At 67.3% G+C, this 16,259-nt stretch carries 15 protein-coding genes; 6 read left to right on the forward strand and 9 right to left on the reverse strand.

Annotated features, from left to right (window positions below):
- Positions 1–70: 70 nt before the first annotated feature.
- The 4 genes from A6745_RS05110 to A6745_RS05125 all read right to left on the reverse strand — a co-directional run bounded on the left by A6745_RS05110 (position 71) and on the right by A6745_RS05125 (position 3,697).
- Positions 71–1,117 (reverse strand): sensor domain-containing diguanylate cyclase, encoded by a 1,047-nt coding sequence (locus A6745_RS05110; RefSeq protein ID WP_066124449.1) that lies wholly within the window; start codon positions 1,115–1,117, stop codon positions 71–73.
- Positions 1,118–1,264: 147 nt separating this feature from the next.
- Positions 1,265–1,765 carry a nucleoside 2-deoxyribosyltransferase gene (locus tag A6745_RS05115; RefSeq protein WP_066124451.1) on the reverse strand — a complete coding sequence of 167 codons (501 nt, stop codon included), beginning with the start codon at positions 1,763–1,765 and terminating at the stop codon, positions 1,265–1,267.
- Positions 1,762–2,703: a 2-dehydropantoate 2-reductase gene (panE, locus tag A6745_RS05120; protein ID WP_066124452.1), complete on the reverse strand. Its 942-nt coding sequence runs from the start codon at positions 2,701–2,703 to the stop codon at positions 1,762–1,764. Before panE ends, A6745_RS05115 begins: the two co-directional genes overlap by 4 nt.
- Before the next feature lie 46 nt (positions 2,704–2,749).
- Complete coding sequence (locus A6745_RS05125; protein ID WP_066124453.1) at positions 2,750–3,697, reverse strand: VTT domain-containing protein; 948 nt, start codon at positions 3,695–3,697, stop codon at positions 2,750–2,752.
- 310 nt (positions 3,698–4,007) lie between these two features.
- On the opposite strand from A6745_RS05125, the gene A6745_RS05130 reads away from it, so the two are divergent.
- The 5 genes from A6745_RS05130 to A6745_RS05150 are packed head-to-tail and all read left to right on the forward strand — an operon-like array spanning position 4,008 to position 9,913.
- The gene (locus A6745_RS05130; RefSeq protein ID WP_066124455.1) at positions 4,008–5,039 is read left to right on the forward strand and encodes a BMP family protein; all 1,032 of its coding nucleotides are present in this window, start codon (positions 4,008–4,010) and stop codon (positions 5,037–5,039) included.
- Positions 5,036–6,583, forward strand: coding sequence for an ABC transporter ATP-binding protein (locus A6745_RS05135; RefSeq protein WP_066124457.1), 1,548 nt, complete (start codon positions 5,036–5,038; stop codon positions 6,581–6,583). The genes A6745_RS05130 and A6745_RS05135 overlap by 4 nt, the downstream gene beginning before the upstream one ends.
- On the forward strand, positions 6,583–7,653 hold the full coding sequence (locus A6745_RS05140; protein WP_082852964.1) for an ABC transporter permease: 1,071 nt from the start codon (positions 6,583–6,585) through the stop codon (positions 7,651–7,653). The genes A6745_RS05135 and A6745_RS05140 overlap by 1 nt, the downstream gene beginning before the upstream one ends.
- A gap of 10 nt (positions 7,654–7,663) precedes the next feature.
- Positions 7,664–8,614, forward strand: a complete 951-nt coding sequence (locus tag A6745_RS05145) for an ABC transporter permease (protein ID WP_066124462.1) — start codon at positions 7,664–7,666, stop codon at positions 8,612–8,614.
- 18 nt (positions 8,615–8,632) lie between these two features.
- Positions 8,633–9,913: an amidohydrolase family protein gene (locus A6745_RS05150; protein ID WP_066124464.1), complete on the forward strand. Its 1,281-nt coding sequence runs from the start codon at positions 8,633–8,635 to the stop codon at positions 9,911–9,913.
- A gap of 106 nt (positions 9,914–10,019) precedes the next feature.
- Here A6745_RS05150 and A6745_RS29210 read toward each other — a convergent pair whose 3' ends face one another.
- The 3 genes from A6745_RS29210 to A6745_RS05160 form a co-directional block, all read right to left on the reverse strand.
- Positions 10,020–10,571 (reverse strand): hypothetical protein, encoded by a 552-nt coding sequence (locus A6745_RS29210; protein WP_231885939.1) that lies wholly within the window; start codon positions 10,569–10,571, stop codon positions 10,020–10,022.
- Positions 10,453–11,037 carry a hypothetical protein gene (locus tag A6745_RS29215; RefSeq protein ID WP_231885952.1) on the reverse strand — a complete coding sequence of 195 codons (585 nt, stop codon included), beginning with the start codon at positions 11,035–11,037 and terminating at the stop codon, positions 10,453–10,455. The genes A6745_RS29210 and A6745_RS29215 overlap by 119 nt, the downstream gene beginning before the upstream one ends.
- A 78-nt stretch (positions 11,038–11,115) precedes the next feature.
- The gene (locus tag A6745_RS05160) at positions 11,116–12,036 is read right to left on the reverse strand and encodes a LysR family transcriptional regulator (protein WP_066124466.1); all 921 of its coding nucleotides are present in this window, start codon (positions 12,034–12,036) and stop codon (positions 11,116–11,118) included.
- A gap of 219 nt (positions 12,037–12,255) precedes the next feature.
- Between A6745_RS05160 and A6745_RS05165 the strand changes: the two genes are divergently transcribed.
- Complete coding sequence (locus A6745_RS05165) at positions 12,256–13,188, forward strand: dihydrodipicolinate synthase family protein (protein WP_066124467.1); 933 nt, start codon at positions 12,256–12,258, stop codon at positions 13,186–13,188.
- A 290-nt stretch (positions 13,189–13,478) separates the two neighbouring features.
- Here A6745_RS05165 and A6745_RS05170 read toward each other — a convergent pair whose 3' ends face one another.
- Complete coding sequence (locus tag A6745_RS05170; RefSeq protein WP_066125771.1) at positions 13,479–15,026, reverse strand: UxaA family hydrolase; 1,548 nt, start codon at positions 15,024–15,026, stop codon at positions 13,479–13,481.
- A gap of 75 nt (positions 15,027–15,101) precedes the next feature.
- A complete protein-coding gene (locus A6745_RS05175; RefSeq protein ID WP_066124470.1) occupies positions 15,102–16,109 on the reverse strand; it encodes a Bug family tripartite tricarboxylate transporter substrate binding protein in 1,008 nt (335 codons plus the stop codon).
- Between the last annotated feature and the right edge of the window lie 150 nt (positions 16,110–16,259).

Genomic DNA, 16,259 nt, shown 5'->3' on the forward strand with positions numbered 1-16,259 from the left:
AAGGGCGCAGGCGCGCGATTCCGGTCATTCCCTGCTGATTGCATGGCACGGACGGGCGGCCCGCCAAGGTTCAGTCCATTGCCGCCGCAAGCTGCACGCGGTTGCGCCCGGCGCCCTTGGCTTCGTACAGGGCCGCGTCCGCGCTGATGAATATCTTGTCCAGGCCGATCTCCGGCTTCAGCACGAGCACCGCGCCTATGCTGGCGGTGATGGACAGTTCCCCCTGAAGATGCCTGATGCGGGCGGCGCCCAGGGCGACCCGGAAGCGCTCGAGCGCCGCCAGCAGGTTCGCCTCGTTGACGTCCTGCATCAGGACGCAGAACTCTTCTCCCCCGAAGCGCGCCACCAGGTCCCCTTCCCGGAAGAACTCGCTGAGCATCTTGCCGAGAGAGACCAGCACCAGGTCTCCGACGTCGTGGCCGTGGGTATCGTTGATGCGCTTGAAGTGATCGATGTCGATGACGGCGAACCCCAGCGTCGCCTTGCGCCGGCTCCAGTCCCGGCATCGCATCCGGAAACGGTCGGTGAACGCCCGCCGGTTCATGATCCGGGTAAGCGGGTCCGTCTCGGAGATGTGCGTCAGTCTCTCGACCTGGCGATGGACGCGCACCAGGGTCGCGATCCACATCGCCAGGACTTCGAGCTTGCGCTGGTCCTGTGCGCAGAAGGCGTCCGGTCGCCGGCGCGCGACATTGAGCGTGCCGTAACAATGGCTGCCGCTGGTCAGCGGCGCATCCAGGCACGATCCCAGCCCGCTGGACGCCAGAATCAGGCAATCCCGGTCTGTCGAGGAGGCAAGACCATTGCAGATTTCGGCATGCGCCTTGCGGAAAACCCGGCCGACCATCGTGCCCTTTATCGGGATCAGCGTATCGATGTCGATGGCCCGCTTGTCCTCCAGGGCGACCAGGCGCAGATGGGCGGTGTCGGAAGGCAAGGCGATGGACACCCGGTCCGCATCGAACATCTGCCTGAACCACCTGGCGACGACCTGCAATATCTCGTCGATCGATTCGGCCGCCGCGAGTTCGTCAATGAAATCCACAGGCATGTACAGCGACAGTTGCCTGTTGCGGGCAGCCGTGCGGGCATCCGCGATATACCCTGGTATCTTCATGCTCGTCCCCAACTGCCACAGCCTCCTATGGACGCTGTGTACAACGCCGTTCTATCGAATCCTAGCCCTGCGTGAGCGTTTTTCGTGTGAAAAACCGCGGACTTTGCGTTTCTTTAAACGACGCCGGCCGGCGGACGCCATGGGCGTTCATCGCGAGCGGGCCATCTCACGCAGGCATTGGGCCGCGTCGCCCACCACGATGCGGGCGCTGCACGCCAGCATCAGGTTCATGTTCAGGCCGAAGTCCTCGACGGTATAGCCCTGTGCGTCCACCGTGCGCGCCGGATCCGCGGGGTCGGCGCCCACGCCCACCTGCTTGAGCAGGGGCTCGGCCTGGTCGGTGTAGCCCCACACCGGCTTGCCCAGCGCCACGGCATACCCCACCTCGAATGCCGTGCCGGAATCGGGTTCGGCGCCGCGGAACGGAGCCAGGTTGGCCATGACCACGTCGGCCTGGCGTATCAGCGCCGTGTTCTGGCGATAGATCCATTCGGCCAGCGCGCGGCCCGTCATGCCGGCGGGCGCGGCGTTGTCCAGGGGAAACAGGCCTTGGTGGCCATGCTGGCGGCATAGCGCCTTCAGGCGTTCGCCATGCGCCACGGCATCGGCCAGGAACACGTCGAAGCCGGCCAGATAGATACGCGTCATGGCGTTACCGATTGCGCGGCGGCGCGGCGCGCCTGGTAGACCTGCAGGTGGATGTTGGCCACGCGCAGATACGGCACGTCCACGCCCGCCACGTCGGCGCGGCGGACCATGTCGCCGACCAGGTGATCGCCCTCGACACGGCCGCCCTGGCTCAGGTCGCGGAACATCGAGGCGGTGAGCGACGACGCCGGATCGGTCTGCGACTTCAGCGCGGCCGCATCGGCTTCGGGGCGCACGGGATGGCCGTTGGCGGCCGACACGGCCTGGCTTTCGCGCAACAGGGCGCGCATGAAGGCCTCGCCGCCGTCGGACGACACGATCTGGCCGATCGTGCCGCGCATCAGGCAGGTCGCGGCGGCCAGCGTGGTCAGCCCGACGTATTTCTCCCAGATGTCCTGGTAGATGTCGTCGCTGAGGCGGTGCGTGTAGTTGACGCCGGCCAGCGCCTGCTCGATGGCCACGCAGCGCGCGCTGCGCGCTTCGCCCGCGCGTTCGCCATAGACCAGGTTGGCATGCTTGCCCATGTGCACGACCTCGCCTTCGGGGCCCATGGTGGCCACGATCTGGCACAGGCCCCCCAGCACGCGGTGCGCGCCGAACGCCGCATCCAGCGCCTCGTACTGGCGCATGCCGTTCAGGATGGGCAGCACGACGGTGTTCTCGCCCACGGCGGGACGGATCGCCTCGATGGCGCTGTACAGGTCATAGGCCTTGCAGCTGAGCATCACCACGTCGTAGGGGCCGCCCACGTCGCCGGCCACGGCCAGTTGCGGGGCCAGCGTGGCGTCGCCCAGCGGGCTCTTGATGCGCAGGCCGTCGCGGCGCAGTTTCCCGGCGCGCGCCTCGCGCACCAGGAAGGTCACGTCCACGCCAGCTTCCGCCGCGCGTCCGCCGAAGTATCCACCGGTGCCGCCGGCGCCCAAGACCAACATCCGCATTGCATTCTCCGAGATGACGCGGCCGCCTGCCGGGCCGCGCCCGTCATTATGCGCCGTAAGCGGCGGGCGCCATCTCCGGATTCTCACGGGCCGCACGTTCCCACGCCTCGTAGCCGCCGGCCAGCGCCCAGATATGGGTGAAACCCGCGGCATGCAGCCGCGCGGCCAGGCGGGCGGCAGAGATCTCGTTGGGGCACGAGCAATAGACCACGATCTGGCCGGGGACCTCGTCCAGGGGCAGATCGGCCAGCCGCACGTTGGTGTCGGCCAGCAGGGCGCCGGGAATGCGCGGCATCTTGTCCGACAGGCCGGCCCGCACGTCGATGACCACGGGCGTGCGGCCTTCGGCCTGCCAGCGCAGCAATTCGTGGGCGGACAGGCGCGGCACGCGTTTCAGCGTGTGCACCAGCAACAGCCGCCGCAGCGCGCGCACGGCCACGTACAGCGCCAGCGCCAGGCCGAGCAGCAGCAGGCCGTACAGGCCATAGCGGTCCAGCACGTCCAGGATGTCGCTGATCACGTCCTTGAACAGCGCGCCGGCCGCCACGCCCAGGCCCGCCCAGAGCATGGAACCGGCCAGGTCGTAGGCCAGGAACCGCCGGAAGGGCGTGCCGGTCAGCCCGGCCATGATGGTGGACAGCGCCCCCGCGCCCGGCAGGAACTTCGCCACCAGCAACGAGCGCACGCCCACGCGCAGATACAGCTTCTGCGAGGTGCGGATGCAGGAATCCTGCGACAGCGACACCTTGCACGCCAGGCCCAGCAGGCGGCCGCCATAACGCTGTCCGGCCATGTACCACGCGCTGTCGGCCAGCACGCAGGCCAGCGTCGCCAGCAGCCACGCCGCGATCCAGCCGCTCACGCCCTTGGCCAGCGCGCCGGCGGCCACCAGCATGGGAAAGGCGGGAATGGGCAGGCCGGCCTGTTCGGCCAGCACGTTGAAGAAGACCAGCCAGCCGCCGTAGTGCTGCAGCAGGGTTTGGATGTCTGGCATGCGCGGAAAAAGTGGCGTTTGGAATGGACTCGCATTCTAGGCCCCGCCCCGGCCTGCGGGACATAAGCCCTTGGTATGGGAACGGGTACGGCGCGCCACATGCACCAGCACACGCACCTTATTGGTGCGGAACCGCCTGACGATGGGGCATGGACAGGCGTATCATTCCCCGCCGCGGTGCGCCCGGCCCCGCATCGCGGCATTCCCCGCGGGCGGGCGGCGCCCCGCCGATGGCATGCAACTTGCTTTTCATCGGAACGGGCCATGCGCCCGCTTTCCCATTGAACGTCCCTTCTCGGAGCCCCCTTCCATGACTTCCCGGTTCTCCTTTTCCGCGTCCGGATCCGCCCGCCGCGCCCTGCTCAAACTGGGCCTGGCCGCCGGTCTCGCCCTGACGGCATCCGCCGTACACGCGCAGGCGGCGCCGGCCAAAGTGAAGGTGGCCGCGGTCTACACCGTGCCGGTCGAGCAGCAGTGGGTGTCCCGTATCCACAAGGCGCTGAACGCGGCCAAGGAGCGCGGCGAGATCGACTATTCCTTCTCCGAGAACGTCAGCAACGCCGACTACGAGCGCGTGGTGCGCCAGTACGCCGAGCAGGGGAACAAGTTCATCGTGGGCGAAGCCTTCGCCGTCGAATCCGCCGCGCGCAAGGTCGCCAGGGACTACCCCGGCACGGCCTTCCTGATGGGCTCGTCGGGCAAGCCGCAGGCGCCCAACTTCTCGGTGTTCGACAACTACATCCAGGAACCGGCATATCTCACCGGCATGATCGCCGGCGGCATGACCAAGTCGCATCGCATCGGCCTGGTGGGCGGCTATCCCATCCCCGAGGTCAACCGCCTGATGCAGGCCTTCATGGCCGGCGCCAAGGAAATCGATCCGCAGGTCGAGTTCACCGTCAGCTTCATCGGTTCGTGGTTCGATCCCCCGAAGGCCAAGGAAGCCGCCTTCGCCATGATCGACAAGGGCGCCGACGTGCTGTACGCCGAGCGCTTCGGGGTGTCGGATGCCGCGAAGGAGCGCGGCAAGCTGGCCATCGGCAACGTGGTCAACACGCAGCAGCAGTATCCGGAAACCGTCGTGGCCTCGGCCCTGTGGAACATGGAGCCCACCATCACGCAGGCGCTCTCCCAGGTGAAGGCCGGCACGTTCAAGGCCGAAGACTATGGCCAGTACTCGCTGATGAAGTTCAAGGGCTCCGAACTGGCGCCGCTGGGCACGTTCGAAGGCAAGGTGCCCGCTGACCTGATGGCCAAGGTGGCCGCCAGGCAGAAGGCCATCCTGGACGGCAGCTTCACGGTCAAGGTCGTGGACAGCGAACCCAAGTCGACCGCCAAATGACGCAGCCGTCCGCCGCGCTGCGCCTGACGGGCATCACCAAGCGCTTCGGCAGCCTGACCGCCAACGACGACGTGTCGCTGACGCTGGCGCCGGGCCAGGTGCTGGCCCTGCTGGGCGAGAACGGCGCGGGCAAATCCACGCTGGTTTCCATCCTGTTCGGCCATTACGTGGCCGACGCGGGCAGTATCGAAGTCTTCGGCCAGCCCCTGCCGCCGGGCCGGCCCGACGCGGCGCTGGCCGCGGGCGTCGGCATGGTGCACCAGCACTTCACGCTGGCCGACAACATGACGGTGCTGGACAACGTGATGGTCGGCACCGAGCCGCTGTGGCGCCTGGCCTCGGCCCGGCGCCAGGCGCGCGCGCGGCTGGCCGAGCTGGGCTCGCGCTTCGGCCTGTCGGTGTCGCCGGATGCGCGCGTCGGCACGCTGTCGGTGGGCGAAAAGCAGCGCGTCGAGATCCTGAAGGCCCTGTACCGCGGCGCGCGCGTCCTCATCCTCGACGAACCCACCGCGGTGCTCACGCCGCAGGAATCGCAGGCGCTGTTCGCCACGCTGCGCGAGTTCGTGGCGCAAGGCCTGGCCGTCATCTTCATCTCGCACAAGCTGGACGAGGTGATGGCCGTGTCGCAGCGCGTGGCCGTGCTGCGCCAGGGCAAGCTGGTGGCCCAGCGCGATACCGCCGACACCAACGCGGCCGAACTGGCCGAGCTGATGGTGGGCCGCAAGGTCGTGCTGCCGCGCGCCGAGGGCGCCACGCCGTCGCAGCAGGCCGCCCCCGTGATCACGCTGTCGCAGGTCGGCGTGCGCGAATCGCGCGATGCCGTGCCGCTGCTGCATCCGCTGGACCTGACCATCCACGCGCACGAGATCGTCGCCGTGGCGGGCGTGGCCGGCAACGGCCAGCAGGCGCTGGTGTCGCTGCTGACCGGCCTGCGCCAACCGTCGGAGGGCACCATCCGGCTGGGCGCGGAGCACGCGCTGGCGCCGTCGTCGCCAGCGGGCTGGACGGTCGCGGGTGTGGGCCGCATCCCCGAAGACCGCCACCATGAAGGCGTGATCGGCGACAACCCCGTGTGGGAAAACGCCATCGTCGAAGACCTGCACGATCCGCGCTACGCCCGCTGGGGCCTGGTGCGCGCGCGCGCCGGCCGCCAGCATGCCCAGGCCCTGGCCAGGCGCTTCGACGTGCGCGCCGCCTCGCTGGACGTGCGCACGCGCAGCCTGTCGGGCGGCAACATGCAGAAGCTGGTGCTGGGCCGCGCGCTGCTGCGCGAGCCGCGCTTCATCGTCGCCGACCAGCCCACCTGGGGCCTGGACATCGGCGCGGTCGCGTACGTGCGCGAGCAGTTGCTGGCCGCACGCACGCGCGGCGCCGGCATTCTGCTGGTCTCCGAAGACCTGGAAGAGATATTCGCGCTGGCCGACCGTATCGCGGTGCTGTGCGGCGGCAAGCTGGTGGACGTACGGCCCACGTCGCAATGGACGCCGGCCACGGTCGGCCTGGCCATGACGGGCGCGCCCTCGAAGGAAAACACCCTGCAATGATGAAGTGGACCCTGGAACGCCGCGCCGACCCGAGCCGGCTGGCGCAGGCCATCGCGCCGCTGGCCGCCGTGGCCTGCACCCTGCTGGTGGGCATGCTGCTGGTCGCCTGGGCCGGCGCGCCCGTCGGCCAGACCTATACGCTGCTGTTCGACGGCGCCTTCGGCTCGCGCTTCGCGCTGTCCGAGACCCTGACGCGCGCCACGCCGCTGATGCTGACCGGCCTGGCCTGCGCCGTGGCGTTCCGCGCGCGGCTGTTCAACATCGGCGCCGAAGGCCAGCTCTACATGGGCGCGCTGGCGGCCGTGGCGGTGGGCGGCATGCATGGCGGCGCCGCCTTCGACCTGCCCACGCCCGTGCTGTTCGCCGGCATGATGGCCGCGGCCGCGCTGGCCGGCGCCCTCCTGCTGCTGATTCCCGCGCTGCTGAAATCGCGCTTCGGCGTCGATGAGGTGGTGACCACGCTGCTGGGCAACTTCATCGTGCTGCTGTTCGTGTCGATGATGCTGGACGGCCCGATGAAAGACCCCATGGCGATGGGCTGGCCGCAATCGGTCGCGCTGGACGGCAGCCTGGAACTGGGCAAGCTGATCGAGCGCACGCGCGCGCATACCGGCCTGTTGTGGGCCGTCGGCCTGGCCGTGGGCCTGTGGCTGGTCAACCGCTACACCGTGTTCGGCTTCCACATGCGGTCGGTGGGCGCCAACGCGCACGCCTCGCGCTTCCTGGGCCTGCCGGTGCAGCGCGTGATGCTGTGCACCGCCATGCTGTCGGGCGCGCTGGCCGGCCTGGCGGGCGCCATCGAGGTCGCGGGCCGCACCGGCTACGTCACGCTGGATATGTCGCCGGGCTACGGCTACACGGGCGTGGTGGTGGCCATGCTGGCGGGCCTGCATCCCATCGGCGTGGTGGCGGCCAGCATCTTCGTGGCCGGCATGCTGGTGGGCGCGGACAGCATGAGCCGCGCCGTGGCCGTGCCCAACTACATCGCCGACGTCATCGTCGCCGTCGCGCTGCTGGCCATGCTGGTGGCGACGCTGTTCGCGCAGTACCGCGTGCGCCGCGTACGCTGAGGAAACCGAGATGGAATGGATAGACCTGCTGGGCTCCGCGGCATTCTGGGTGGCCGTGCTGCGGCTGGCCACGCCGCTGATCCTGGGCACGCTGGGCGTGTTGCTGTGCGAACGCGCCGGCGTGCTGAACCTGGGCATCGAGGGCATCATGGTGGCCGGCGCCTTCAGCGGCTGGCTGGTGGTGTACCTGGGCGCGCCGCTGTACGTGGGCCTGCTGGCCGCCGCCGCCGCGGGCGCCGTGTTCGGCCTGCTGCACGCGGGCCTGACCGTGGGCCTGGGACTGTCGCAGCACGTATCGGGCCTGGGCGTCACCATGCTGGCCACCAGCCTGAGCTACTTCGCCTATCGCGTCACGTTTCCCAGCGTGAACACGCCGCCCACCATCCAGCCCTTCGCCGAGATGAAGTTCCTGGCGGACATCCCGCTGGTCGGCCCCACGCTGGCCGGCCAGACGCCGATGACGCTGATCGCGCTGGCCGCCGTGCCGCTGGTGGCGTGGGGGCTGAACCGCACGCCGCTGGGCCTGGCCATCCGCATGGTGGGCGAGAACCCCGCCGCCGCCGAAGGCCAGGGCCTGTCGGTGACGAAGCTGCGCACCGGCGCCATCGTGGCGGGCTCGGCGCTGATGGGCCTGGCCGGCAGCTTCCTGACGCTGGCCGCCTTCAACGCCTTCTTCTTCAACATGGTCAACGGCCGCGGCTGGATCTGCGTGGCGCTGGTGGTGTTCGCCTCGTGGCGGCCCGGCAAGGCGCTGCTGGGCGCGCTGGTGTTCGCCTTCTTCGACGCGCTGCAGCTGCGCCTGCAGCAGGGCGCCACGTCGCTGCCGGGCCTGCCCGAACTGCCGTATCAGGTGTACCTGATGCTGCCTTATATTCTTTCCATCCTCGCCCTGGTGGTGATGGCGCGCCGCGCCGCCTACCCGCAGGCGCTGATGAAGCCCTATCGCAAGGGCGAACGCTGATCCTCGAGGTGCCGCTTCATGTTTGACCTGCTCATTACCCGCTGCACGTTGCCCGACGGGCGCGGTCCCGTGGACGTCGGTGTCGTCGATGGCCGCATCGCCGCCATCGAGCCTGCCTTGCAAGGCCCTGCTGGCCAGACCGTTGACGCCGCCGGCCAACTGCTGTCGCAGCCCTTCGTCGACGCGCACTTCCACATGGACTCGACGCTGTCGTACGGCATGCCGCGCGTCAACCAGTCGGGCACGCTGCTCGAAGGCATCGCGCTGTGGGGCGAACTCAAGCCGCTGCTGACCCAGGAAGCCCTGGTCGAGCGCGCGCTGGCCTACTGCGACTGGGCCGTGGGCCGGGGCCTGCTGGCCATCCGCTCGCACGTGGACGTGTGCGATCCGCGCCTGCTGGCCACGGAAGCGCTGCTGCACGTGCGCGAACGCGTCAAGCCCTACCTCGACCTGCAACTGGTCGCCTTCCCGCAGGACGGCGTGCTGCGTTCGCCGGGCGCGCTGCAGAACCTGAAGCGCGCGCTGGACATGGGCGTGGACGTGGTGGGGGGCATCCCGCATTTCGAGCGCACCATGGCCGACGGCGCCGAGTCCGTGCGCATCCTGTGCGAACTGGCCGCCGAACGCGGCCTGCGCGTGGACATGCACTGCGACGAAACCGACGATCCCCTGTCGCGCCACATCGAGTCGCTGGCCTATCAGGCGCAGCGCCTGGGACTGCAAGGCCGCGTCACCGGCTCGCACCTGACGTCCATGCACTCGATGGACAACTACTATGTGTCCAAGCTGATCCCGCTGATCCGCGAGGCAGGCGTCGCCGCCATCGCCAATCCGCTGATCAACATCACCATCCAGGGCCGCCACGACACCTATCCCAAGCGCCGCGGCATGACGCGCGTGCCCGAACTGCTGGCGGCCGGCGTGCCGGTGGCGTTCGGCCACGATTGCGTGATGGACCCCTGGTACAGCCTGGGCTCGGGCGACATGCTGGAAGTCGCGCACATGGGCCTGCACGTGGCGCAGATGACGGGCCGCGATGCCATGCACGCCTGTTTCCAGGCGGTGACGTCCACGCCCGCGGCCATCCTGGGCCTGGATGAAACGGGCCTGGAAGTGGGCAAGCGCGCGGACATGGTGCTGCTGCAGGCCGGCGATCCGGTCGAAGCGGTGCGCCTGGGCGCGACGCGTTTGAAGGTGTGGCGTGGGGGCAAGCTGATTGCCGAGACCCCGCCGGCCACGGCGACGCTGCATCTGGAAGGACGGCCGGGGTCGGTGGATTACCGTATGGGGCGGCCCTGACATCCACCAGACAGGCGTGGATGACCGGGAAATCTTCGAGAAAAACTCACGAGATTCGAAAAAAACTCATTTTTTGCAGTTTTCTCTAATTTCTCCCAGAAAAAACTCATTTTTGATCATCATCGGTGGCGTCGTTGATCACTGAGTGACCAAAAGCCTGCTGCACAACGAGTTCGATCCGATCCATGACGTTAGCGGGAAGATGGCTGTATTGCTTGCGCCGATGGCCGGACAATCGTCCATGATGCGATTGCGCCATCCGGATGAGCGCGGACAGATCTTTCCGAGGAAGATCGAATTCCTGATCCAACTGCGCGAAAGCCTGGTCGTATCCAGCCAGCCAAGCCAATTCGCTGGGAATCTCCTCTTCCACGGCGTGCCGGATCATGCGGTGAAGAAACGCCACTTCACGGCTCGCATCAAAGAAGCGGTAAGCACTGCTTCCGGGATGGGCGCGGATGATCGGGTCAGGCTCGGCCCGAACGTAATCCCACAACCGGGTCACTGGCTGCGAGAAGCCTTGCAAAACGCCCAAATAGTCAGGAATGTGCTTCTGGATTACCGCTGAGACGGGCACCACGGTGGCGCCAGGCAACAACCCGGAATTCGCCAGCACGTGATGAATGAAGAAGCGGTGTAGCCGACCATTGCCATCCAGAAACGGATGCAGATACACGAAGCCCATTGTTGTTCACGCGGAATTTTCGGTCCCGCATGGGTTGCTGCGCCGTGACGTAATCATCCTCGGGAAAAAGCGCGACATACCCTGCTGTGGGGGAAGCCTCAATGACCATGGCATTCCCGGTCAACCACTCCCACAAATGACATGCCTTTCTCAAGGTCGCACTGTTCGGCGAATCCCGTAAGCGATCAGCCAATTGCGCAGGTTCGCGCCATTGCGTGAACAACGCGTCGACGACTTCGAGATTCACGCCCTCATGACGCAAGGCGAAGTCCAGATGCCCCGCTATTGAGTCCTCAATGGCAACACCACGTGGAAAGACGATTTGATCAGCCGTGCCCATTCGTCGGTTGACTGATCCACTGATGAAGGCACGCTTTATCAACGGACGCACACGAAGCCCGAGACGCTCAATCAGCTGTGCATAGCCCACGGTTTGCATGAAGGACTCGAAATTTTTTCAGCGTTATCGAATTTTTCTCATTCTAGGGATGAAATTCGATGAAAACTCGAAATTCACTCATTTTTGATGCGAAGGCGCCTGTATATCTCCCGGCGCATGCGCCCCCGCATCGCTCATCGCCGCCTCGGTCGCTTCCACGAAGGCCTCCGACAGCGTCGCATGCGGCGTCTGCGTGGCCCAGATCACCCCCATGCGGCGCACCGGCGCCGTATCGGGCAACGGCACGCGCGCGATGCCGATGCTGTCCAGCCAGTCCGGCGCCCAATCCGGCACCAACGACACGCCCAGCCCTTCGCGCACCATGCTGGCGATGGCCATCAACCCATCGATCTCCAGGCGTTCATGCGGCCGGATGCCGTGCTGGCGCAGGTAGCGATCAGCCATGCGCCCGCCCCACGCCGCGCGATCATAGCGGATGAAGGGTTGCTGCGACATCAACTGATGCGCGTCGTTGGTGGCGACGTCGGGATGCGCCAGTACCACCAAGGGTTCTTCGACGATCGTGCGCCATCCATACCCCTTGGGCAACGCGAACTGCGGTTGCACGATAAAAGCCACGTCCACGTGTCCACCGACAGTACGGTGATACAGGTGACTGGACGTGCCTGGTTCCACATACACGCTCAGTGAGGGATAGCGGCGATACAGCCGCGTGAGCACGGGCGGCATCACGCCGGTCAGCGCCGACACCGACACCCCCACGCGCAATTCGCCCAGCGGCGCGTCGTCACTGGCGCTGGCCCGCAGGTCGCGCACGTCACGCAGCACCAGGCGCGCGCGTTCCAGCATGCGCAAACCCGCCTCGGTAGGCTTTACGTGACGCCCGGCGCGACGCAGCAGCGGCGTGCCCAGATCCTGCTCCAGCGCGCGCACGCGCGCCGCGATGGCCGCGGGCGTCAGATCGAGCCGGCGCGCGGCCTCGGCCAGCGAGCCTGCCTCGACCACCGACACAAAACTCTGCAGGAACTGTGTGTCCATGGATGTCTTCCTCCTGGTGCGCGAACCGGTGAATACGCCGGCCCGGCACGCACGCCTGGCCGGCTCACCTGTCCGGCATTCTCGTTGCAGCGCAACGAGACACCAATAATCCTATGTTCTGAAAGCTGTACAAACAGCTTTTCGCGCAAGCACACATGGTGCCAGAATCGAAGTCTGCAGCGGCCCCGCGCCGCCGTCATTGTCATGGAGACTGTCGCAATGCCCCATTCCGCAGGTCTTTCCGGCGTCTTCTCGCCGGTCCTCACCCCGTTCGACGCCCAGGGCCGCCCCAGCACCGAACGCTTCGTCAAGCATTGCCGCTGGCTGCGCGGACAGGACGTGGGCCTGGCGGTGTTCGGCACCAACTCCGAAGCCAACTCCCTTGCCGTCGGCGAGAAGCAGAAGCTGCTGGCCGCGTTGCTCGAAGCGGGCGTCGAACCCTCGGCGCTGATGCCCGGCACCGGCGCCTGCGCGCTGCCCGACGCCATCGAACTCACCCGCACCGCGGTGCAGGCCGGTTGCGCCGGCGTGCTGGTGCTGCCGCCGTTCTACTACAAGGGCGTCAGCGACGAAGGCCTGTTCCGCTACTTCGCGGGCCTGATCGAAGGCGTGGCCGACGAGCGCCTGCGCATCTTCCTTTATCACATCCCCCCGGTGGCCCAGGTGCCCATCAGCCTGGACCTGATCGACCGCCTGCTCGACCGCTATCCCGGCATCGTGGCCGGCGTGAAGGACAGCTCGGGCGACTGGGCCAACACCTCGGCCATGCTGGAGCGCCACGCCCCGCGCGGCTTCCAGGTGTTCGCGGGCAGCGAAGTGTTCCTGCTGCGCACGCTGCGCGGCGGCGGCGCGGGCTGCATCACCGCCACCGGCAACGTCAATCCCGGCCCCATCGTGGACCTGTTCAAGCACTGGCAGGACGCCGATGCCGACCAGCGCCAGGCCGGCCTGGACACCACGCGCGCCATCTTCCAGCGCTATCCCATGATCCCCGCCATGAAGGCCGCCATCGCGTGGCAATCGGGCGATGCCGATTGGCGCCACGTGCGCGCGCCGCTGGTCGAACTGGAAAAGAGCCAGGCGGACGCCCTGTGCGCCGAGCTGGAGAAATCGGGCTTCAGCATGCCCAACGCGAAGTCGCTGGCGGCATAACGCCCACGCGGCAAGACAAGAAGCCCGATCCAGCGCTCAAGCTGGATCGGGCTTTGTCATATCAGGCCAGACTCCATTCGGGCCTAGCCTTTGACTGGGTTGCACGCGTACCCAATCGGTGCATGAAACACTATTAACGATGCCAAGAAGCAGGTCGGCATCGCCGTCGAATTGCGCAACTGCAAGCCGCAGGCGTACCGGAGAAGTCGCGCCCGCAGCGCGAAAGCGCGAGGACGAGACTTCGCAGGTGCGCCTGTGGCGTCAGAAGAACACGCCTCGCCGCCAGCCAATCAGCTGGTCACCCCGATATTCCAAGGCACGAACTCATGATCCCCCAAGCCCAGCTCTTCGCTGCGCGTCGTCCCGCCTGACGCCACCCGCAGGATCTCTTCGAACACCTGCTGCCCCATCTCCGCCATGGTCGCCGTGCCATCCAGCACCTGCCCGCAGTTCACGTCCATGTCCTCGGTCAGCCGCTCGTACATCGGCGTGTTGGTTGCCAGCTTGATCGACGGCACCGGCTTGGCGCCGAACATCGATCCCCGTCCCGTGGTGAAGCAGATGAGGTTCGCCCCGCCCGCGATCTGCCCCGTGGCCGACACCGGATCGAACCCCGGCGTATCCATGAACACGAAACCGGCCTGGCGCACCGGCTCGGCGTAGCGGTAGACCTCCATCAGTCCCGTCGTGCCGCCCTTCATCGACGACCCCAGCGACTTCTCGAAAATGTTCGCCAGGCCGCCCATCTGGTTGCCCGGACTGACCTTGCCGTTGATCTGCACGTCGCGGCCCGGCGAATACTCGTCCTTCCACCAGCGGATGCGGCTGACCAGCTTCTCGCCCACTTCACGGCTTTGCGCGCGCGAGGTCAGCGTGTGCTCGACGCCGTAGATCTCCGGCGTTTCGGACAGGATGGCCGTGCCGCCATGGCGCACCAGGATGTCCATCGCCGCCCCCAACGCGGGGTTCGCGGTGATCGACGAAAACCCGTCCGATCCGCCGCATTGCAGGCCGATCTTCAGATGCCGCGCGGACACCGTCTCGCGCCGCACGTCGTTGGCGGCCGGCAGCAATTCACGCACCGCCGCCACCCCCGCCTCGATGGTCTTGCGGGTGCCTCCGGTTTCCTGCATCACGAACGTGCGGATGCGCTCACCGGCCTGCAGGCCCTGGTCCTTCAGCAACGCATCCAGCTGGTTGCGCTCGCAGCCCAGGCCCACGATCAGCACGCCCGCGAAGTTCGCATGGCAGGCATAGCCGCCGATGGTCCGGCGCAGCAGGTCCATCGGCTCGCCGGACATCTCCATGCCGCAGCCCAGGCCGTGGCTCAGCGCCACCACGCCGTCCACGTTGGGAAACTGCTTCATCACCTCGGGCGTGAAGGCTTCGGCGATGCGGTGCACCACCGTGGCCGAACAGTTCACCGTCGACAGGATGCCCACGTAGTTGCGCGTGCCCACCTGGCCATTGGCGCGCACGATGCCCTGGAACGTGGCCTGCTCGGCCTCGGGCAGCAGGGCCGTGGGCACGTAGTCGCGGCCATGCGCGTAGTCGCGGTCGAACTCGCGGAACTCGGTGTTGTGCGAGTGCACGTAGGTGCCGGCCGGGATGTCGCTGGCGGCAAAGCCGATACAGACGTTGTATTTCAGGATGGGTTCGCCCTGGCGCAGATCGCGCGCCGCGATCTTGTGGCCCGCCGGCACCTGGCTGCGCGAGGTGAAGCCCTCGCCGGGCACGTCGGTGCCGATGCCCACGGGCACGCGCGCCACCACGATGTTGTCGGACGGATGCAGGCGGATGATGGGGCCGCTGGCCCGTTTTGCGGATTGATCGATCATGATGATGACGGCCTGTTCGATACGGAGAAAGCCTTGCGTGCCGGATGCAAGCGCCTGCACGCAAGGCGGCAGGGATCACTCGGGACGAATACCCAGGTCGCGGATGGTCGTTGCCCAGCGCGGCACTTCCTGCTCGATGAAGGACGAGAACTTGTCCGGATCGCTGCCGACCACGGTAAAGCCCTGCTCGGCCAGCTTGTCGCGCGTGGCGTTGTCCTGCAGCGAGGTCTGCACGGCGCCGTACAGCTTGTCGACGACGGGCCTGGGCGTGCCGGCCGGCGCGAAGATGCCGTACCACGTCAGCACCTCGAAGCCGCCGTAGCCCGACTCGGCCATGGTCGGCAGGTCGCCGGCCTTGGGATCGCGTTTCAGGCTGGTCACCGCCAGCGCGCGCAACTGGCCCGACTTCACGTAGGGCATGGCCACGGGCAGGTTGGCGAACATGAAGGGCACCTGGCCGCCCAGCACGTCGGTGATGGCGGGCGCCTCGCCCTTGTACGGCACGTGCGTCACGGGCGTCTTCAGGCGGTGCGAATACAGCTCGCCCGCGATGTGCTGCGGACCGCCCTGGCCGGACGAGGCATAGGTGGTGCCGCCATCGCCCGACTCGCGGATCTGCGCGTCCAGCTCGGCCACGGTCTTGGCCCGCACCAGCCTGGGATTGACCACCAGCACCAGCGGCATCGACACCATCATCGTGACCGGCGTGAAATCCTTGGACGGACTGAAGGGCAGTTGCGGATACAGCGAGGGCGCCACCAGCATGGTCGATTGCGAGCCCAGGAACAGCGAGTAGCCGTCCGGCTTGGAACGCGCCACGTTGTCGGCCGCGATGGTGCCGGTGGCGCCGGGGCGGTTCTCGACCACGACCTGCTGGCCCAGCGCCCGCGAGGCGCGGGCACCGATCAGGCGGGCCACCACGTCGGCGCCGCCGCCCGGTGCAAAGCCCACCACCAGGCGCAGGGGACGTTCAGGAAAGGCGTCCTGGGCGCTCGCCTGCGTGGCGGCGCCCAGCATGAGTGCCAGCGTACAGGAGGCGAGGGCGAGCCGGCCCAGCAGGGGCCGCGGCGGCAGGGTGAACATGGTTGTCTCCGGATTTGTAGGTATGGGTGTGCCGTCCGGGCGGCATGGGCAACCCGGACGGCCAAGGCCATTCTGGCCGCGTGACTGCACCGGTACAAGTACGCTTGGGCAGGTTCAGAAGATAAGTTTTTTATGTTCCCGGCATCACAA

This window comes from Bordetella ansorpii (genome assembly GCF_900078705.1).
Taxonomy (GTDB): Bacteria; Pseudomonadota; Gammaproteobacteria; order Burkholderiales; family Burkholderiaceae_B; genus Bordetella; species Bordetella ansorpii_A.